Below are 21,468 nucleotides of genomic sequence, written 5' to 3' on the forward strand. Positions count from 1 at the left end.
TAATATCTAAAAATGTAACATACATTTCAGAGTTCTGAAAGTGTCTGTCATAGGGAGAGGAGCAAGAAGTATGAGCCAAAAGGATTTAGAAAGCTTACGTAGTCAGATTGATGGATTAAACTTAGAAATTCTTCGTCTAATTAACGAACGTGCAGCTGTAGTAGATGAAATCGGTAAAATTAAAGAAAAACAAGGTGTTAACCGCTATGATCCATTGCGCGAACGACATATGCTTGATCTTATTAAAGAGCACAATCACGGTCCATTAAACCAAATGACGGTAGATTATATTTTTAAACAAATCTTTAAAACAGCTTTAAAACAACTTGAAGCGGATAAAAAGAAAGAATTACTTGTATCACGCAAGAAAAAATCAGAAGATACTGTCATTAATGTTAATGGTGAACTAATCGGCCAAGGAAAACCATCTTTTGTATTTGGGCCATGTGCTGTTGAATCATATGAGCAAGTAGCAGCCGTTGCGGCATCTATTAAAGCTAAAGGTGAAAAGTTAATCCGTGGTGGAGCATACAAACCTCGTACTTCTCCATATGACTTCCAAGGTCTTGGATTAGAAGGGCTTAAAATTTTAAAGCGAGTATCTGAAGAATATGGTTTAGGTGTTATTACAGAAATTGTGACACCAGGTCATTTAGAAGAAGCACTTGATTACATTGATGTAATCCAAATTGGTGCACGTAATATGCAAAACTTCGAATTATTAAAAGCAGCGGGTGCTACAAATAAACCAGTACTATTAAAACGTGGTTTAGCAGCAACGATTGACGAGTTCATTCATGCAGCAGAATACATTATGTCTAAAGGAAATGAGAACATCATCCTTTGTGAACGTGGTATTCGTACGTACGAAAAAGCAACACGTAACACATTAGATATTTCAGCAGTACCAATTTTAAAACAAGAAACACATTTACCAGTATTCGTCGATGTAACACATTCAACTGGTCGACGTGACTTATTATTACCATGTGCGAAAGCAGCAATTGCCATTGGAGCAGATGGTGTAATGGCAGAGGTGCATCCAGATCCATCTGTAGCACTTTCTGATTCACAACAACAAATGGATATTCCAACATTCGATGCATTCTACGAAACGCTACAAAAATTCATGAAGAATCATGAAATTCATGCATAATGATTTCACACCGCTTGCGCATTAAGCAGGCGGTGTTTATTATATCGTGACAATTTAATGTCTAGAACAGTACTATTTGTACTTGGTATTTCTGTTCATGTACGTACTTCTTCTTGAAAATGATGCGAAAATTATCGTATGATAAGGCTATAAAAGGAAAAAGGGAGGCACGTACGATGACTGTTACAATTTATGATGTTGCACGAGAAGCAAATGTTTCGATGGCAACCGTTTCTCGTGTAGTTAATGGTAACCAAAATGTAAAACCAGCAACACGAAAAAAAGTATTAGAAGTAATTGAACGATTAGAATATCGTCCGAACGCAGTAGCGCGAGGGCTAGCGAGTAAGAAAACAACAACAGTTGGCGTGATTATCCCAGATATTGCAAATAACGTTTATGCGGAGCTGGCACGTGGTGTGGAGGATATTGCGACAATGTATCGCTACAACATTATTCTTGCCAACTCAGACCAACATGAAGATAAAGAGCTACAGCTGCTAGATACAATGCTAGGCAAACAGGTGGACGGTATTGTTATGATGAGTGATGAAGTAACAGAGAAAATGCAACAATCGATGGATCATTCGCCAGTTCCGATTGTTCTTGCAGGTTCTGTAGATGAATCACAAACAATTGCCACTGTGAATATTGATTATTTCCAGGCAGCGTATGAAGCGATTTCGTTATTGATTCAAAATGGACATAAACGAATTGGCTTTGTAACAGGCCCACTTACTTATACAATTAATGGCAAATTCAAGCTTGAAGCTTATAAAAAAGCATTGCAAGATGCAGGCTTAAGTATAGATGAATCACTAATTGCTGCAGAGGAATCTAGCTATGATATGGGCTTAGAGGCATGGGAAACGTTATCTGCTCTAGAAAATCCTCCAACTGCTTATTTTGCAGGAAGCGATGAACTCGCTATCGGATTGATTCATGGTGCGCAGGATGCTGGGAAAAATGTGCCAGAGGATATCGAAGTTATCAGTTTTGAAAATTCTAAGTTAGCTCGTATGGTGCGCCCTCAGCTTACAAGTGTAGCACTACCGCTATATGATATCGGAGCTGTTGCGATGCGTTTATTGACTAAACTTATGAATAAAGAGCCTGTTGAGGACGAAGCGGTTATTTTACCACACCGCATTGAACAGCGACAATCTGTTAAAAGCAAATAACAAAAAACACGTAAATCTAATAGTAAGATTTGCGTGTTTTTTTATTGAAGTGAATTGTTTGAGAATTGTTTGGGTGACTGGCACCGCGGCTTAACTGCGCTTTTCAGTGCGAATAATATGTAGCGCTTTTTCTAACATTTGCGCGTTTTTTTCTTCAATTTCTGCCTTTCGTGGAATGGGCTCATAAAGAGGATTTGGGTCCTCCCATGTAGGAATAAACGGCACGGGTGCCTCTGGTTGCCAGCGCTCTAACCATGCTTGTGGTAAGGGACCTGATGGTTTTTCTTGATCGGTCATTTCTAACCATAGCATCGACCATGCGCGTGGCACAACCCGCCAAATATCGTAGCCTCCACCACCAACCGCAATCCATTTGCCATCACAATATTCGTGCGCTAGCTTGTGCGCTAACTTAGGAATTTCCTTATAAATATTCATTGTACCGTATAAATGTGTTAATGGGTCAAAATAATGTGCATCTGCACCGTTTTGCGTTAATACAACATCGGGTTTGAAAAATTCAAAGACTTCGCGCATTGCCTGTTCATATATGTCTAAGAAACTATCATCCTCGGTAAATGCATCGATTGGAAAGTTAAATGAAGTTCCATAGCCTTGCCCATTGCCTCGTTCAGTTATATTACCTGTTCCAGGGAATAAGTAGCGACCTGTTTCATGAATCGATAATGTACAAACATCGGGGTCATCATAGAAACTCCATTGTACGCCATCACCATGATGGGCATCCGTATCAACATATAGCACCCGCGCTTTGTATTTGTCCTGTAAATAACGTATAGCTACAGTACTATCATTATAAATACAAAAACCTGAAGCGCGCCCACGGAAACCATGATGTAGCCCACCGCCCAGATTTAGCGCATGTTCGGCTTTTCCTTCCATCACATAATCGACAGCAGTTAATGTGCCACCTACAAGTTGGGCACTTGCTTCATGCATATTTTTAAAGATAGGTGTATCCTCCGTGCCTATACCATAGCTTGCACATTGTGCCTCGCTGAGTTTACCATGCCCTGCATTTTTTACAATTTCAATGTATTTTGGATCATGTGCGAGCAAGAGTTCTTCTTCTGTTGCAATTCGTGCAGGAACGATATCAACATCATCGAGCGCCCCTATATTTTTTAGTAAATCCATCGTTAGCGTCAAGCGTTTGTGATTGAAAGGATGTGTATCTGAAAATTTATATCCGAGTTGTTCTGGCGAATAAACAAAGACAGCCTTTTTCATTATAATGAAACACCTGGTAGATTAGGCCATAACACGTCGAAACCTTCTTTGCGAAGATTCTCAATGATAGCAAGTGGGTTTAGTGTTTTTACTCGGACGCTTAAAATTTTATTTTGTGTATTTTCAGAATCAGGATATACTAAGACGCTTTGGACATTTGCATGATGCAGATTAAAAATCTTTGTAATTTCAAATAACACGCCCGGTGTATCACACACGCGTATTTCAATTTTAGAGCCGGGTTCAGTTGCACCGGTTAACTCAATATATGTGTAGAGCAAATCGGTTGTAGTGACGATACCGACAAGTTTTCCCCCAGAGACAATTGGTAAACAACCGATCTTCGTTTCATAAAAAGTGAGTGCAACTTCCTCTACAAAATCAAGAGGATGACCGACAAGTGGATTTTTTATCATAATATCTTCTACCTTGGCACTAAAGACAGGAGAATTCGGCTCATCCTTCAATGGCGAAGGCAGTGCTTCTTTAATATCTCGCTCTGTAATTACACCGAGAACGTGGTGTTCATTGTCTATAACAGGTAAATGACGCACCTTCTTCTCACGCATCAATTTCAGCGCTTCTAACACAGTATTTGTAGGAGCCAGTGTATAAGGCTCATCATTCATAATTTCTTCTACAATCATATACTCATCCCCTTTGTGTTGGTTTTAATACATGAAGCGATTTCTAAAACGGAGCCTATCGAATCTTTCCATCGTTTCAGGAGGCACTCGTTTGCCTTCCCGAGCCATTAGGCAGTTAGCTGGATGCGATGTAATTTCAGGATCATCTGTAGCAAAATATTCGAAACCAGCCGAGCTCATCATTCGTTCCATCATTTTGCGGTAATCCCATACATTTAACCCAGTCCCTTTTAAGTCCCAATGCCAATAATATTCAGTTGTAATAACAAGGTAATCCTCCATCTCATCCCCCATAAAGGACACCGAAAGCAAGGCTTTACCAGCCCCAGTCCCACGATAGTCAGGAATTACCTCAATGGCTCCTAACTCAATCATATTATCAATGCGGTCCTCTGCCCAACGTTCAAGCGGATCGGGATATAAATAGGTGACGTAGCCTACAATAATGTTGTCTTTTCGAATGATAATAATGCGACCTTCAGGAAGCCCTGCGATTTCTATAATGGCTTGCTGTTGTTGTTTAGGAGGTCTAAAGGCAACTAATCCCTCGTGGAATGTATACGTAGCTAATTTTTCTGGAGGAACAGGCCCTTCCACATAAACAGTACCATGCTTTGTCTCCTTTGTAACAGAAAAAAAAGTCTTTTTATGTTCCATAATTACACCACCTGAGTTTAATAATTCCATTATAGCTGATTTAAAGCCGAAAAACGCTTAAATTTGCGAAATATAACTACATTTTCGGAAAAATAAAAATATTGAGACATTCTTGAAAAATTCGTGTAAAATAGATGTATATTGCAACTGTTATTTAACAGATGAATGTTGTATTGTAAGCATTGTTCATATTTATAGCGCATAAACTGTTCTATAACAATTGCTACATAACGTATTTGTCTTTGGAGAAAGTAGCGAATTTTAATAGCATTCAGTAGCTGTTTTATATGGCGAAATTGTTTCAATTGCCATTATTAAATTTAATTTTCCATATGGGGATGGAGGTTCTCTTTTTATCCTTTATAAGAGGCTTCAAGGGAAATTATATTGCACGCAAGCAAAATGCAAACGATGTGACAGGCAGCTACGCGTACGTCAAGGCCTAATTGCTAGGGGTATCGTGAGTACGATTTGAAATTTGCTTACGAATGGACTAAAGCAAAAAAGGAAGGGGTAATTTCATGGGGATGAAAACAATGGAGAAATTGAAGGCAATACCAGGGCACTATCATTTGCCAAATTATGAGGAGGCAGCAGCGAATCATAATTGGGCAGAAACTGAAAAGGCATTTAGTTGGCATAAAACAGGATTAGTAAACATGGCTTATGAGGCTATTGATCGCCATACAGAAACGGCTAGAAAAAATAAAATTGCACTGTATTACACGGATGGAAAACGCAAAGAAGCCTATTCTTTTAATGAAATGAAAAGGCTGACAAACAAGGCTGCCAATGTTTTTAAATCAGCGACAAACTTAAAAAAAGGCGATCGCTTATTTATTTTTATGCCGCGTTCACCAGAGCTTTATTTTTCTTTATTAGGCGCATTAAAAATGGGGGTTATTGTAGGGCCTCTATTCGAAGCATTCATGGAAGGAGCGGTATATGACCGTCTTTCAGATAGCGATGCAAAAGTGTTAGTTACAACGCCTGAGTTACTGGGTCGAGTACCGTTAGATAAACTGCCTAACTTGCAACATGTATTTTTAATAGGGTCTGATATAGAAGAAACACCGCAAATTTTAGATTTTAATAAGCGTATGAAAGAGGCCGCTGCTACATTTGATATTGAGTGGATGGACCGTGAAGACGGTATGATTTTACATTATACTTCTGGCTCGACAGGTGCACCAAAAGGTGTGTTACACGTGCATAATGCAATGATTCAGCACTATCAATCTACACAATGGGTACTAGATTTAGGCGACAATGATATTTATTGGTGTACAGCAGATCCAGGTTGGGTAACGGGGACATCTTATGGCATTTTTGGTCCATGGTTAAATGGGGTGACTATGCTGATTGTTGGTGGTCGATTCTCACCACAAGCATGGTATCAAGCAATCGAGGATTATAGTGTTACAGTTTGGTATAGTGCGCCAACAGCTTTCCGTATGTTAATGGGAGCTGGTAGTGGAATGTTAGAAAATTATGATTTATCATCATTACGCCATGTATTGTCTGTTGGAGAACCCCTTAACCCTGAAGTGATACGTTGGGGATGTGACGAATTAGGGCATCGTATTCACGATACGTGGTGGATGACAGAAACCGGCGCGCATATGATTTGTAACTATCCAAGTATGGATATTAAACCGGGTTCAATGGGCAAACCATTGCCTGGCGTTTATGCGACAATTGTAGATGATGCGGGAAATGAAGTACCACCATTTACTATGGGGAATTTAGCGGTACGTCGAGGTTGGCCTGCGATGATGCGTCAAATTTGGGGTAATCCTGAGCGATACGAATCATACTTCCTAAAAGGTGAATGGTATGTGTCGGGCGATTCAGCTTATATGGATGATGAGGGGTATTTTTGGTTCCAAGGTCGAGTAGACGATGTCATTATGACAGCTGGAGAACGTGTAGGACCATTCGAAGTAGAAAGCAAGCTACTAGAACATCCAGATGTCATTGAAGCAGGTGTAATTGGAAAACCAGACCCTGTTCGTGGAGAAATTATTAAGGCATTTGTATCTTTGCGTGAAGGTGTTGAACCATCTGATGCTTTAATTGAGAATATTCGCGAGTTTGTCAAAAGGGGATTATCAGCTCATGCGGCCCCGCGTGAAATTGAGTTTAAGGAAAAGCTACCGAAAACAAGAAGTGGTAAAATTATGCGACGTGTGTTGAAGGCATGGGAGTTAAATTTACCAACTGGTGATCTTTCGACGATGGAAGATTAAGAAGGGGCAATAGGCAATTTATTTTTATTCAATTAGAAAACATATAGAGGGTAGGAATTCATTCGACTATGAAAGAGTTCCTACCTTCTTTTTTCTGAATTTATCGTAGCCAATCTGTATTCCTGAAATTTATAACAGAAGATTAAGAAAATACTAGGATTAAATAAAAATTCAGTTGACTTAATATTTATGCAGACGTATACTATTTTTAACTTATTTTAGAGGTGAGTAGAATGAAAGTAGGAATTGTTGGTGCAACAGGTTATGGAGGGTTAGAATTAATTCGTTTTTTACATAATCATCCAGTGGTTGAACAGATAGATTTATTTACATCTTCTGAAGAAGGTGTCGTTTTTTCTTCGAAGTTCGGACATTTAGTAACAATTATAGATTCGCCATTGCAAAAAATAGATTATGAAGCATTATCGAAATTGGATGTCGTATTTGCAAGTACGCCTTCGGGTGTGACAAATGAGTTATTACCACCTTTAGTTGGAAAAGGTCCGAAGTTAATTGATTTATCAGGTGATTTTCGTTTAAAGAATCCAGCAAGCTATGAACAATGGTACGGGAAAAAGGCAGCACCACTAGAAATTATTGAGCAAAGTGTTTATGGCTTAACAGAGTGGAATGCGCATAATGTCAAAAATGCCTCTCTTATTGCGAATCCAGGATGCTATCCAACAGCTGTTCTGCTGTCGTTATTACCTTTATTAAAAGCGCAATTGATCGACCCGAATTATCTCGTTATTGATGCGAAAAGTGGTATTTCTGGTGCTGGCAATAAACCATCGCAAACAACGCACTTTAGTGAAGTGAACGAAAGCTTCTCCATTTATAAAACAAATACACATCAACATATTCCAGAAATTGAGCAAGCCATTTCAATGTTTGCCAATGTGGAGACGACCATTACTTTTAATACACATTTAGTTCCAATGACACGAGGTATTTTATCGACAGCGTATGCACCCGTAATGCCTGGCATTACTGAGGAACAATTAGTGACTTGCCTACAAACAACATATGAAAAACATCCATTTGTCCGAGTGATAACAGATATTAATAGCCTTACTACAAATCGTGTGAAGGGCTCTAACTATTGTGATATTTTCGTAAAAGTTGATAGCCGTACAAATCGAGCAACCATTGTTGCAGTTATTGATAATTTAGTTAAAGGTGCTGCTGGGCAAGCGATTCAAAATATGAATGTACAATTGGATTTACCACAAACAACAGGCCTAGATGTTGTGCCATTGTTCATTTAAGTGCCAGTCACCTAAACGATTTTGAATATTTAGAATTGTTTTGGTGCCAGTCACCAGTCACTCTTGAAACTAAGGAGGAATTAGTTTATGACATTAACAGCGTCAACAAACGTTATGAAAAAATTATCAAGTAAAAACATCGTATCGCCCAAAGGGTTTAAAGCAGCGGGGTTACATTGTGGATTAAAGCATAAGAAAAAAGATTTAGCTATTTTAGTTAGTGACGTACCAGCAAGTGTAGCTGGCGTATTTACTACAAATGCGGTTCAGGCAGCACCATTAAAAGTAACGAAAGAAGTTGTTTACACAGCAAAAAAAATGCAGGCAATGATTGTCAACTCCGGTAATGCGAATGCTTGTACAGGTAAGCAAGGTGTAAAGGATGCGCAAACAATGCAAGCTTTAACAGCTGAAAAGTTAGGGATTGCAGCAAATTTAGTTGGTGTGTGCTCAACGGGTGTAATTGGTGAAATTATGAATATGGAGCCAGTAGCTAGCGGTATATCGCAACTACAACCAAAAGATTGCTTAGAGAGTGCAATTGATTTTGCACAGGCCATTATGACAACTGATACTGTTATGAAAAATACAAGCTATAGCACAATCATTGATGGCAAAGAGATTATTATTGCAGGTGTAGCGAAAGGTTCGGGAATGATTGAACCTAATATGGCAACAATGCTAGGTTTTATTACAACAGATGCGAATATTGAATCGCATGTATTACAAGCAGCTTTATCAGATATTACGAACCTAACATTTAATGCCATCACAGTGGATGGCGATACATCGACAAATGATACGGTCGTCGTGATGGCAAACGGTGTAGCTGGCAATAATTCTTTAACATCAGCACACCCTGATTGGCATAACTTCTACTATACCTTAAAAACCGTGGCACAAGACTTAGCCAAAATGATTGCAAAAGATGGAGAAGGTGCAACGAAACTAATTGAGGTGGAAGTAGAAGGTGCTATTTCAGATGACGAGGCACGTAAAATCGCGAAAACAGTAGTTGGGTCGCCACTTGTCAAAACAGCTGTATTTGGTTGCGATGCGAACTGGGGACGTATTATTGCAGCGGTTGGCTATAGTGGCGCGACAGTTGACCCTGACAAAATTACCATTCAAATTGGTGGCGCAACAATGGTTGAAAACGGAGAGCCAATTGCCTTTTCAGAAGATGAATTAATCCAAATTTTAAAAATGCATGAAGTTAAAATTCACGTGTCACTTGGCATAGGTGAAGGCAAAGGGCATGCTTGGGGATGTGACTTAACGTATGACTATGTTCAAATCAATGCATCATACCGCTCGTAAACGCATGGTGATTAAGCTAGGTGGTAGTACGCTTGAAGGCTTAAATGACGATTTTTTTGACAATTTTAAAAAGCTACAAGAGAGTGGCGTTGAACTTATTATTACACATGGCGGCGGCCCTGCTATTAATCGGGAGCTAGCTGCACGAGATATTGAATCTCATACATTAAATGGTATTCGCGTAACGAGTGAAGCAGCAATGGATGTTGTCCAGTCTACATTAATCGGGAATGTTAATCCTGCGCTAGTACACGAGTTAACAACAGCGGGGATTGCGGCAGTCGGTTTAAATGGTTTTGATGGGCAATTACTTGTAGCAGACTTTTTAGACAAGGACATATACGGCTTTGTAGGTGAGATACAATCCGTGAACACATCGCTGTTAGAAGCATTAATTGCTGCTGGAATTGTGCCAGTCATCGCGTGTGTTGGGGCGAATCTAGAGGGTCAAGCGCTTAATATTAACGGAGACACTGTGGCGAGTGAAGTAGCTCTCGCTGTGGGAGCGGAGAGTTTACTTCTTGTTACGGATGTCTCCGGTATTCGTATTCAAGGCGACTATCAAACAGAAGTAACGCCTTCATTAATAACACAGTGGATTGAGGAAGGTCAAATTTATGGTGGGATGATTCCAAAAGTGCAAGGGGCACTCGATTGTCTAAATGCAGGAATTCCATCAGTGCAGATTGTTGGAGATACATTAGTAGGTACAACGATTTTGCCGTAAGGGGAAGGGATGGACGTCATGTTGTGGAGATGACGTCCTAAAAAATAACTTGGGGAGCTGATAGAATGAGTGCTTTATTTGGAAACTATGGCAAACGTCGTGCACAAATCGTAAAAGGGCAAGGAACTGTTGTGGAAGATGCTAGTGGCAAAAAGTATTTAGATTTCACAAGCGGCATTGCTGTTGTTAGTCTTGGGCATGCACATCCTGCTATTGTCAAAGCGATTCAAGAACAAAGTGAAAAACTTTGGCATATATCGAATTTATTTGATATACCTGGGCAAGAAAAAGTTGCCCAAAAATTAGTGGCAGATACACATTTGAAGTATGCGTTTTTCTGTAATAGTGGTGCTGAAGCTAATGAAGCGGCCATCAAACTAGCACGTAAGCATACTGGAAAACATCATATCATTACTTTTGAAAAATCATTCCACGGTCGCACGTTTGGCGCAATGTCAGCAACTGGTCAAGGTAAGGTACATAATGGATTTGGACCACTTGTCGATAAATTTACAACACTTCCATTCAATGATGTAGCGGCACTTGAGGCAACCGTTGACGATTCAGTTGCAGCCATTATGCTGGAGATGATTCAAGGTGAGGGTGGTGTTAATAGTGTAACGCCTGAATTTGCAGCTGCTATCGCCAAAATTTGCGAAGACAAAGGTGTTTTATTAATTGTCGATGAGGTGCAAACTGGTATTGGAAGAACAGGGACGCGCTATGCATATGAGCAAACCGTGTTACAACCAAATATTGTGACATTAGCAAAAGGCTTAGGCGGAGGATTCCCAGTGGGAGGAATGTTAGGTACAGCAGAGTTCTATGACACATTCGGTCCTGGGACGCATGGTACAACATTTGGTGGGAATCCATTAGCAATGCATGTTGCGGAAACGGTCCTTGATTATGTATTTGAGCCAAGTTTTTTAGAAAATGTGCAAGACTTATCTTCATATTTTGTGAAGCAATTGCAAGCCAATTTACCAACAAGTTATACGGTACAAGGGCAAGGATTATTACTTGGAATCGGTTGCGGTGAAGCGGAAGTAGCGCCTTATATTACAGCAGCGGAGGAAAAGGGGTTACTACTGGTAGGCGCAGGCCCAAATGTCATTCGACTTTTACCACCGCTTACAGTGACTAAAGCAGAGATTGACGAAGCTGTACAAATTTTAAAAACAATTTTACGATAATCTATCGTTGGCTTGTAAACTACTATAGATAAAACGAAAAAAGTGTTAGGTTGACTGCAATCAATCTAACACTTTTTTGCTTTGCTATCCGTTCTATGGCGGTTGTTTTCTGGAAGTTTTCCTAGCGATTCACTAGCAAGTGGAGCGATATTTTATTGGAGTTGTTTCACTAATGTCGTAACAAGACTCGGAAGCCAATCGTTTAAATGGCTGAATTTAAAGCCTGCTGCTTCTGCTTTTGCATTCGACATATACCAATGTGTTGGAATGCCATAAGGTGATTGTGATGTTTCATCACCGCCAATAAGTGATACTTTGGCTTGTTTTCCTGTTTCCTGCTCAATAAGTGCAAGTAATGCCTGTAAGGAAATAGTACCTGTTGCTGTGGCGTTATACGGACCTTCAATCGGTGCAGTTCCAGCAAAATATAAAAATGCTGCTGCTTCATCGTCGGTAATATAACTCATTTTTGCTTCAATATTTGGCATGGATATTGGTTGCCCATTTAAAATGCGCTCAACATGGAAATGTAACCGACGAGTATAGTCATGCTCACCAAGGACAATTGGGAAACGTACAGCGACAACTGGAAATGTTGCTTCTTTAAAAAGGACAGCTTCTGCTTGCCGTTTGCCTTCACCGTATGTGAAATCATCTCTATCGCCCATACGAATCTCGTAGTCATACGGATTAAAATCAGTTTCAGATTTCATCTTTCCATCTGCTTCATACGTCGAGAGCGTTGAGGTAAAGACGAGCTTTTTAGTTTTATTTTGTAATATCTGCGCAATTTTCTGGGCTTCATTTGGAGAGTAACAAATATTATCGTAGACGATATCCCATGTTGTAGTAGCGAGTGCTTTTGTCAATCCTTCAACATCATTGCGATCAACCGAAAGCTGTTGAACTTGTGCTCCAAAAGGATTGCCACTTTGACCGCGAGTTAAAATCGTAACGTCATGGTTATTCTCAAGGCAAAGCTCCACCAATTTTTTACCGAAAAAGCGTGTGCCCCCTAAAACTAGAATGTTCATGTTATCTACCCCTTTGTTTAGTAGTCCTCTTAATAATGACAAAAAAATAGGCTTACTACAATTGAAATTTCAATGTAGTAAGCCTAAATGATTATTCTGTAGGTGGTTCTGTAGGTGGTGTCGTCTCTCCGTTATTTCCTCCAGTAGAGCCAGAGCCATTGTTAGAGCCGTTGCCACTAGAGCCGGAACCATTGTTACCATTAGAGCCGTTGCCACTAGAGCCAGAGCCATTGCCACTAGAGCCGTTGCCGCTAGAGCCAGAGCCATTTCCACTAGAGCCGTTGCCGTTAGAGCCAGAACCATTGCCACCAGAGCCATTATTGCCAGAACCATTGCCGTTATTCCCATTGACTGGTGGAATAGGAACGTCTGGCGTCGTTGGTTGTTCGCCTTTGTCCTCTTCTTCTGGTTTTGTCTCACTACCACCTGTTGACGCAACATTTGACTGTGGTGAAGTTAAACCAGTAATATCAACTGCTACAACTACATACGCTTGTCCGCTTGCGACGGTTATACTTTGCGTTGCTTCTAGCACCGAAGTAACTAGTGTGTTACCACCATTTGTTACATTATAAATTCGATAGCCTACCACATCATTAGATGAGCCACTCCAAGATAGTGTATTGCCTGAAATGGATGCTGTTACAGCCGCTGGCGGACTACCATCTGCTGGGAAGTCGACAGCTGATACAGATGAATTTGATAGTGATGAATTTTTAGGAAGTAGGCTTGCAGGGTTCCCACCCAGTCTACCTAACATCCGTTTAATAAAGGCTTGGTTAATACCAGCGCCACTAGATTTTACAAATTCTGCTGGTGTGTTTGGATGTGCATTATACGTTTTACCTTTAATTGTTACGACGCTTGATGAAGCGAGGCTATCATCAGGTCGTGACGGTAAAAATACTTTCGCGTTAAATAAATCTGAGCGTACCAATCCTGCATTTGCACAAGCGGCAGAAGGTGCTAGACCAGAAATACCACAGAATGAAGCAGTCACAACATTTTTTGGTGCCTTAAAGTTTGAAGGAGCATCAATTAATTTAGGATCTACATCATACATGGAATTCATTAAAGTACCCCATAGCTTGTTAATACGTACACTTGGTTGTAAATACGTATTATTAAAGGCATTAAGTGAGCGTTGTTTATCGTAGCCCATCCATACACCAAGTGAAACATTTGGATTATAGCCTACTAACCAGACATCGTTATATTTTTGGGAAGTACCTGTTTTAGCTGCAAAATCAGAAGAGAATTTTAATGTATTTTTTGCAACTGTACCTGTTCCTTTTGTTAAAACATCTCGTAACATATCCGTTACGATATAAGAAGTCTCAGGGCTAAACACTTGTACAGGTTCAACTTTATGTTGGTAAATAAGATTTCCATCTTGGTCTTCGATTTTTTCAATCATATAAGCATCGATAAATTGACCGCCGTTTGCAAAAGTTGCAAACGCATTTGTATTTTCTTCAACAGTTGTACCTATTTGTAAAGCACCAATCCCTGTTGAAGGATTTGTATAGTCTTCAGGTTTTAATTGTGAGAAGTCCATTTTTGCTAAAAATTCAGCAGGACGTCTATTTAAAATATCATAGTATAAGCGTAGCGCTGAAATGTTTGTTGAGTCAGCTAACGCTTCACGTGCTGGAATAAGACCACGCTCATCGTTCGTCAAATAGTTCGTTGGACTCCAATCGCCAATAGAGAACTTGACGTCAACTAATGGACTTCCTGCACCAATTACGCCATATTCAATGGCTGGGGCATAGACAAGTAATGGTTTCATAGTTGAACCGTTCGAGCGGTAAGCTTTAGTAGCGTGGTTTAATTGATTTATTTTAAAATCACGACCACCTAGGAAGCTTAAAATTCGACCTGTGCTATTTTCGATTAAAATACTACCAACTTGAACAGGCATTTGCACATCGATTTCCTCACCTGTTACAGGATCTTTGCCTTTACCCGTATATGTCTGACCGTAGTATTTAAAATTATCGGCTGCTTTTTGCATAGCATCAAACATATCCTTGTTGATAGTGGAATAAATACGATAACCTTTTGAACGAATGTCTCGGTCTGCCAAAATCGAATATTTTTCTTGTAATTTTTCTTCCGTTTTTAAACGTTCTGAATCAATACCATCTTCATTGGCTAGTTTTTCAGCAATAATTTCTTTTGCTCGTTCCTCTAGCTCAAACGTTAACCATGGATAACGATCCTCTGGACGTGCTTCTGGTGTACGGAAGTCTGCTGTAATGTCATATGCGAGCGCATCTTCATACTGTTTTTCATTAATGTAGCCAGCTTCATTCATGCGGTAGAGCACCGTTTTCATACGATCGATGCCTAATTTTAATGCTTCTTCACTTTTTAGCACACCTGTATTTGTAAATGGTGTGTAAGTATACGGTGCCTGAGGAATACCAGCTATGTAAGCGGCTTGAGGAAGCGTTAAATCCTTTGCTTTCACATTAAAAATACCTTCAGCTGCTGTTTCAATACCTGCGATATTACGCCCTGTTGCATTTCGACCATAAGGAATAATATTTAAGTATGCCTCTAATATTTCTTCCTTTGTCATAAAGTGCTCTAAGCGCATGGCAAGTAGCAGTTCCTTCGCTTTTCGCTCATAGGAAACTTCATTTGTTAACACTTGGTTTTTAATAAGTTGCTGTGTTAATGTAGAGCCACCTGTCTGTGTGGCAGAGTTTGTAACGTCTTGCAGCAATCCTCGAATAACAGCTTTTGGAACAATTCCATTATGTTCACGGAAATATTCATCTTCCGTTGCGAGTACTGCATTAATTAAGTCAGGGGCTACTGCGCTAAGAGACGTTTCACGACGTTCTAAATCTGTACGCAATTTTCCCATATAAATATCGTTGGCAAAATAAATTTCACTTGTTTCCTCATAGTTGAAGATAAGGTTTCGTAACTCTTCTTTCGAACGTAAAGGTTCTTCTTGTACAAGTGAGGCAAAATAGCCGGCGCCAACAGAACCAACAAATACAGTGCCTACCAATGCAAAGACTAAAAATAGTAAAAATAAGTTCCAGACGACGCTGCCTGAAATACGTAATGTCTTCATCCATTTTTGTTCGAGAAATGCATCGATCTTTACATTGATTTTCTCAATCCAATCCTTCAAGGTATCGACCTCCTAAAATCTTGTTTATTATAGCATATAATGAATTGTCTCGAACATAGTTATTGACATTGAAAGAGAATCGTATAGAATAATGCTTATAGTTTTCTAGTGATGAAGAGTTTGCAGTAGTATCTATATTCCCTGTTTAGAGAGCCAGCGGTTGGTGAAAGCTGGTCATAATGTAGAGACGAATTACGTACTTGGAGCTTAGACGTGCGCGCCTGCGATAAAGGCGGCTGAATGAAGAGGAAGATGGATGACATCTTCAAGCTGGGTGGTACCGCGTTAGTTATTAACGTCCCTGCATGCAATTTGTTGCGTGTAGGGACTTTTTTGTTTCTACACGCTAAAAGATGATAATTTAGGAGGAAGAAACAATGACAAACGAATTATTACAAGATTTAGAATGGCGTGGATTGTTGTACCAACAAACGGATGCTGAAGGTATGGCAAAACTTCTAGCAGAACAGTCTGTTTCTCTATACTGTGGGGTAGACCCAACCGCTGACTCAATGCACATCGGTCACATCGTCCCTTTATTAACGCTTCGTCGCTTCCAAAAAGCTGGCCACCGTCCAATTTTACTTGTTGGTGGAGCAACAGGAATGATCGGGGACCCTTCTGGACGCTCTGAAGAACGTCAGCTTCAAACAGTGGAGCAAATTGACAAAAACGTGCAAGCCATTCGTGGACAATTAGAGCGTATATTTGAATTTGCACAAGATGGAAATGGCGCGCAACTTGTTAATAACCGTGATTGGATTGGGGATATTAGTACAATTGAATTTTTACGTGATTACGGGAAATTAATCAATGTTAATTACATGTTAGCAAAAGATACAATTGCTTCACGTCTTGATACAGGTATCTCATTTACGGAATTTGCTTATACATTAATTCAAGGTATTGATTACAATCACTTGTACAACAATTACAATTGTCGCATTCAAGTGGGTGGCTCTGATCAGTGGGGCAATATTACAACTGGTTTAGAAGTTATACGTAAAACACATGAAGAAGAAACAAAAGCATTTGGTATTACAATTCCGTTAGTAACAAAAGCGGATGGTACAAAATTCGGTAAAACAGCTGGTGGTGCTGTATGGTTAGATAGCAAAAAAACATCTCCGTACGAATTCTACCAATTCTGGATTAATGCTGCGGATGCGGATGTTATTAAATACTTAAAAATCTTTACGTTCTTAACACGTGAAGAGATTGAAGCATTAGCTGTGTCTGTGGAAGAGGAACCTCATTTACGTAAGGCACAAAAAGCTTTAGCGGAGGAAATGACACGCTTAATCCATGGTCAGGAAGCGCTAGACCAAGCTATTCGCATTACGGCTGCATTATTCTCTGGCGATTTAAAAGCACTTTCAGCACAGGAAATGAAGGATGCATTTAAAGATGTTCCTTCTATTGAAATGGCTAAAGAGGCAAAAAATATCGTAGATTTACTTGTGGAAGCAGGGATTTCATCTTCAAAACGTCAAGCTCGTGAAGATGTGACAAACGGTGCCATTAGCATAAACGGTGAAAAAATCACAGATTTAGAATACAACGTCGATGCAAAAGACCGTTTAGAAGATGCCTTTAGCATTGTACGTCGCGGCAAGAAAAAATACCATATGGTCAAATTTGTTTAGGTGTCAGGCACTCAAACAATTTTCACCAATTCAACCTCCCTTCGAATGGATCACTTCGAGGGAGGTTTTTGTTTTAACATTGTAAGAAATTAGGTAGAGTGATTTGCTGATAGCTTTCAGGGTGTAGCAGTTGAGCAAGTTTAAGTGCACCTTCCACTAATCGAGGGGATGGACGGCAATACAACCATTCCTCCATTACGTACACCTGTTGCATTTGAACCGCTTGTAGTTCATTAGCACCTGGTCGCTTTAATAAATGAGCTGGTTTAATTCGCTCATAGGCAACACCTACCCACGCCATCAGTATATAATCTGGATTACGTCGAACAATTTCTTCCCACTCTGTTTGGACATTCGCTAACTCGAAATCGTGAAATAAATTTTGTCCTCCAGCAAGTTTGCTAATTTCGGTTAACCAATTAACTTGACCAGGTGTGAAAATAGGATTTGGCCACCATTCCCAATATAAAGTAGGGTGAGTGGAAACCGTTTGTGCCACCGCTTGAAGCTGGGCAATAAATTGTAAATATTCCGTTGCAACTTTTTGGGCGTGCTCCGTTACGCCACAAGCAGCACCTAGTGTTAGAAGATCTTGCGCAATTTCGTTTAACGAGTTGGCATTAAAAACAATGTGGGGAATGTTCCTTTCCTGTAATGCCTCTATATTTTTTTCCATGCCTGGTACACTTAATGAGGCAAGTACTAAGTCGGGCTGCAATGCTTCTAATGCATCCATATCAATTGATAAATCGGGACCAAGCTTTGGTAATGCCTGCACAGATGAAGGCCAATCTGAAAAATCATCAACACCTACAAGTTGATGGGTCAATCCTAAGTAAGCAACAAGCTCTGTGTTGCTTGGACAAATGGAAATTAAACGCATATGTTTCCCCCATATCTTTTTAAGAAAAGTATAGCTGTCACTAGGCACACATACAACAGGGGAATGTTTTTTGTTCCACAGAAAAAGGCATGCCTCAAGGAGACACGCCATTGTTATTAATATTTTAAGACAGTGCAACCGCTTCAAGTGACTCTGTTGGTTTTCCTACAGGTCCCATTGCAGCAGTAATAATTTGTTTAATGTCCTCTAATGTTGCTTTACGAGGATTCGTTGCTGCACAAACGTCTAGCATTGCATTTTTAGCTAAAATTTCAATATCTTCATCCTTCGCACCTAACGCACGGAAGCCACTTGGGATATTTAAATCTTTTGATAATTTTTCAATGGCAGTAATTGCTTTTTCGGCAGCATCACGTTTGCTAATCCCTTCAACATTTTCACCTAATAACTCAGCGATTCGAGCGAACCGCTCAGTACGTGCTGTTAAGTTGAAGCGGCACACATGTGGCAGTAAAATCGCATTACATACACCGTGTGGTAAGTTGTAGAAGCCACCTAATTGATGAGCAATCGCATGTACATAGCCAAGTGAAGCATTATTAAATGCCATACCCGCTAAAAATTGTGCATACACCATTTGCTCACGTGCTTCTAAATCAGCACCGTTTGCGTAGGCACGAGGTAAAAATTCAGGAACTAGCTGAAGTACTTTTTCTGCACATGCATCAGTAATTGGTGTTGCATTAGTCGATACAAACGATTCAATTGCATGTGTTAATGCATCTACACCAGTTGCAGCTGTTAGAGCTGGAGGTAAGCCAATCATTAACTCTGGGTCATTAATCGATACAAGTGGTGTCACATGTTTGTCAACAATCGCCATTTTTACTTTTCGAGCTGTATCTGTGATGATTGTAAAACGTGTCATTTCGCTTGCTGTACCAGCAGTTGTATTAATCGCGATTAATGGCACCAGTGGGTTTTCTGATTTGTCAACGCCTTCATAATCATGAATGCGTCCACCATTCGAAGCAATAAGTCCGATACCTTTTGCTGCATCATGTGCACTACCGCCTCCAAGCGATACGATAGAATCACAGTTTTCGGCATGATAAACAGCAATTCCATCTTCAATGTTTTGATCTGTTGGATTTGGTTCTGCTTTAGGGAAAATTGCAACATCAATTCCAGCTGCTGTGATGATGTTAGCAATTTGTTCTGAGAGACCTAACTTGTGTAAGCCCTCATCTGTTACGATTAATGTCTTCTTCACTTCTAAATCATTTAAGCGCTTACCAACTTCTTGAATTGCTCCAGGTCCAAATAAGTTTGTTTTTGGCATTACAAATTGCTTTAGAACGTCTGACATATTTCCAACCCCTTTGAAATAATTGTTATTGCTTGAATGATGGCGAACCACCTTCCGAAATCCATATTATTCTATTTTTTTTGAAAGTACAAGACGTATTTTTATTAAAATTGTTAATTTTACAACTGTTATTATTTCACAAAAAAGTAAGTTTAGAATTGAGGTAGTAAAAGATAATAAGGAGTAGGAAGGTTGATTTAAATATGTTTTAAGAAATGCTATCGTATAAAAATAAAATATATTTTTTGGTATTTTGTTCTATTTTACACCTTGCTTGAATAGTAAATAACTGATATTTGATTGTTAATATATTAATAGTGTTTACGTTGTTTGATATGGGAATAATTGTTATTTTAATGTACGGAAAAATAAGTGCTTTTTATTTAATGTAATATTTAGGATGGAACAGTAAGTTATGTCCGTATTATTTATAATAAAATAGAAAAACACCAACCTTAGTATAATGAAATTAAAAAAGCTACTACCAAATGCTAGATATTAATGTACGTCTAAATTATGGATGTGGTAAATCGCTGTAGGTGTGGCTTATGACTAGGGAAAGACAATATCAAATTTTGAAACATGAATAGGAGTTAATAGATTATATTTATTATTTACAATATGAAAAAGAAAAGGATGACATAGTTGTAAAAACGGCAGATGCCTATTTCATGGTATGGGAAGGTAGTACTTTTAAAGTGAACGGTGATGAATGTTCTTCAAAAGAGTTCTATGAAATACTTGATAGATGCCAAAGACCAGTAGAATGTAATGGTATTGTTTTTGAGAAGAAGGGTAATGTGTTCGTAAGCACTAAAGATATAGAAGCAAAAAAGAAATAATAAGTACAATAATTAAGTTTTAAGAAATGAAATTCCGGTGTCATGCACGCAAAAAACTTTGATAATTCAATTTATGAAAAGATCCTTACTCAGTAACTATTGATGCTCATAAAATAAACCTTAATGATGCAGTAATGGTAGTATATCAGGCGCTACAGATATAAATATAAACAGAGATATTTATATGGGCAACAAGCTCCACTTTAGCGATATGACTTCTGTTGGTGGTGCAAACGGAACGATTCAATTAAGCGCTTGGAATGGCATCGTATAGCAGGTCGCGTCATTTAATGGAACGGTGGATTTTAGCAATGCAAATGTTGTGGGGTTAGGTTGAGGGGGAAACTCTGTATCTACAAATACACCAGGGTTAGAAATAACAAAGAGTTCCAACAACCTAAAGCTTTTTGTATTTAAAAAGTATGGAGCTGATATAGGCATTACTTTATCTTAATAAAAGGAGTGGATAAAAATTGGAGAAATATATAATTGTCACGATGGACGGTCAAAACGTATTGACTACAGAGGTAAATTTAGAGTCTGTCGCTACTATTTTTAAACAAATACTTAAATGGCAGCAAAAATTAGAAAGAAGAGTATGTCAAAACATTTAGTAATGGTAGTGGCTAATATTAAAGCATTAGAAAAAACAGAAACACTGAACGTGACAATAAAGGTTAGAAACACATTACCCTACACATCAGAAAGTGACACAGATAAGATGTTTGATATATTAACGACCGATATTAACAAAAAGGCTTTTGTTCTGATAAACAATGAAATTTTAATCAATCGTTCAGCTTATCAGTACGCTGAAGCAGATGAGCAAGAAAACACTGTTGTAAACGAAGCGCAAGCAAATGCTTAGCGTTATTTTTTAGGCCTTCCACAGATGATTTTGGAGGGCTTTTATTATGCGCTATGAGA

General features: G+C 39.1%; 16 protein-coding genes and 1 other annotated feature. Of the genes, 9 read left to right on the forward strand and 7 right to left on the reverse strand.

Going from position 1 to position 21,468, the window contains the following annotated elements; translation table 11 throughout:
• Positions 1-70: 70 nt before the first annotated feature.
• Complete coding sequence (locus tag FC748_RS00410; RefSeq protein WP_024363759.1) at positions 71-1,156, forward strand: bifunctional 3-deoxy-7-phosphoheptulonate synthase/chorismate mutase; 1,086 nt, start codon at positions 71-73, stop codon at positions 1,154-1,156.
• A gap of 176 nt (positions 1,157-1,332) precedes the next feature.
• Positions 1,333-2,337 (forward strand): catabolite control protein A, encoded by a 1,005-nt coding sequence (gene ccpA, locus FC748_RS00415; RefSeq protein WP_024363760.1) that lies wholly within the window; start codon positions 1,333-1,335, stop codon positions 2,335-2,337.
• 90 nt (positions 2,338-2,427) lie between these two features.
• On the opposite strand, the gene FC748_RS00420 is transcribed toward ccpA, so the two are convergent.
• Genes FC748_RS00420 through FC748_RS00430 form a run of 3 tightly spaced genes read right to left on the reverse strand, consistent with a single transcriptional unit; the run spans position 2,428 to position 4,892 of the window.
• Positions 2,428-3,588 carry an acetoin utilization protein AcuC gene (locus FC748_RS00420; protein ID WP_024363761.1) on the reverse strand — a complete coding sequence of 387 codons (1,161 nt, stop codon included), beginning with the start codon at positions 3,586-3,588 and terminating at the stop codon, positions 2,428-2,430.
• Positions 3,588-4,235 carry an acetoin utilization AcuB family protein gene (locus FC748_RS00425; RefSeq protein WP_024363762.1) on the reverse strand — a complete coding sequence of 216 codons (648 nt, stop codon included), beginning with the start codon at positions 4,233-4,235 and terminating at the stop codon, positions 3,588-3,590. Before FC748_RS00425 ends, FC748_RS00420 begins: the two co-directional genes overlap by 1 nt.
• Before the next feature lie 24 nt (positions 4,236-4,259).
• Positions 4,260-4,892, reverse strand: a complete 633-nt coding sequence (locus FC748_RS00430) for a GNAT family N-acetyltransferase (RefSeq protein ID WP_025220327.1) — start codon at positions 4,890-4,892, stop codon at positions 4,260-4,262.
• A 527-nt stretch (positions 4,893-5,419) separates the two neighbouring features.
• Here FC748_RS00430 and acsA point away from each other — a divergent pair.
• The 5 genes from acsA (at position 5,420) to FC748_RS00455 (ending at position 11,652) form a co-directional block, all read left to right on the forward strand.
• Complete coding sequence (gene acsA, locus FC748_RS00435) at positions 5,420-7,141, forward strand: acetate--CoA ligase (protein ID WP_108030029.1); 1,722 nt, start codon at positions 5,420-5,422, stop codon at positions 7,139-7,141.
• A gap of 233 nt (positions 7,142-7,374) precedes the next feature.
• Positions 7,375-8,409 carry an N-acetyl-gamma-glutamyl-phosphate reductase gene (gene argC / locus FC748_RS00440; protein WP_167492612.1) on the forward strand — a complete coding sequence of 345 codons (1,035 nt, stop codon included), beginning with the start codon at positions 7,375-7,377 and terminating at the stop codon, positions 8,407-8,409.
• 87 nt (positions 8,410-8,496) lie between these two features.
• Complete coding sequence (gene argJ / locus FC748_RS00445) at positions 8,497-9,729, forward strand: bifunctional glutamate N-acetyltransferase/amino-acid acetyltransferase ArgJ (RefSeq protein ID WP_108029972.1); 1,233 nt, start codon at positions 8,497-8,499, stop codon at positions 9,727-9,729.
• A complete protein-coding gene (argB, locus tag FC748_RS00450) occupies positions 9,692-10,456 on the forward strand; it encodes an acetylglutamate kinase (RefSeq protein ID WP_108029971.1) in 765 nt (254 codons plus the stop codon). The genes argJ and argB overlap by 38 nt, the downstream gene beginning before the upstream one ends.
• Before the next feature lie 65 nt (positions 10,457-10,521).
• Positions 10,522-11,652, forward strand: a complete 1,131-nt coding sequence (locus tag FC748_RS00455) for an acetylornithine transaminase (protein ID WP_024363768.1) — start codon at positions 10,522-10,524, stop codon at positions 11,650-11,652.
• Between the two features lie 152 nt (positions 11,653-11,804).
• Here the strand turns inward: FC748_RS00455 and FC748_RS00460 are convergent, their stop codons facing one another.
• Positions 11,805-12,686, reverse strand: a complete 882-nt coding sequence (locus FC748_RS00460) for an NAD-dependent epimerase/dehydratase family protein (RefSeq protein WP_108029970.1) — start codon at positions 12,684-12,686, stop codon at positions 11,805-11,807.
• A 91-nt stretch (positions 12,687-12,777) separates the two neighbouring features.
• A complete protein-coding gene (locus FC748_RS00465; protein WP_108029969.1) occupies positions 12,778-15,840 on the reverse strand; it encodes a transglycosylase domain-containing protein in 3,063 nt (1,020 codons plus the stop codon).
• Between the two features lie 102 nt (positions 15,841-15,942).
• Positions 15,943-16,146, forward strand: a binding site (T-box leader).
• Positions 16,147-16,217: 71 nt separating this feature from the next.
• Between FC748_RS00465 and tyrS the strand changes: the two genes are divergently transcribed.
• Positions 16,218-17,486 (forward strand): tyrosine--tRNA ligase, encoded by a 1,269-nt coding sequence (gene tyrS / locus FC748_RS00470; RefSeq protein ID WP_025220319.1) that lies wholly within the window; start codon positions 16,218-16,220, stop codon positions 17,484-17,486.
• A gap of 73 nt (positions 17,487-17,559) precedes the next feature.
• Here the strand turns inward: tyrS and FC748_RS00475 are convergent, their stop codons facing one another.
• Both FC748_RS00475 and FC748_RS00480 read right to left on the reverse strand, forming a co-directional pair.
• A complete protein-coding gene (locus FC748_RS00475) occupies positions 17,560-18,369 on the reverse strand; it encodes a cobalamin-binding protein (protein ID WP_108029968.1) in 810 nt (269 codons plus the stop codon).
• A gap of 124 nt (positions 18,370-18,493) precedes the next feature.
• On the reverse strand, positions 18,494-19,699 hold the full coding sequence (locus FC748_RS00480) for an iron-containing alcohol dehydrogenase (RefSeq protein ID WP_024363773.1): 1,206 nt from the start codon (positions 19,697-19,699) through the stop codon (positions 18,494-18,496).
• A gap of 1,440 nt (positions 19,700-21,139) precedes the next feature.
• Here FC748_RS00480 and FC748_RS00485 point away from each other — a divergent pair.
• Positions 21,140-21,409, forward strand: coding sequence for a hypothetical protein (locus FC748_RS00485; RefSeq protein ID WP_108029967.1), 270 nt, complete (start codon positions 21,140-21,142; stop codon positions 21,407-21,409).
• Positions 21,410-21,468: the final 59 nt, after the last annotated feature.

Origin of the sequence: Lysinibacillus sphaericus (assembly GCF_005217585.1) — a bacterium.
Classification (GTDB): Bacteria; Bacillota; Bacilli; order Bacillales_A; family Planococcaceae; genus Lysinibacillus; species Lysinibacillus sphaericus.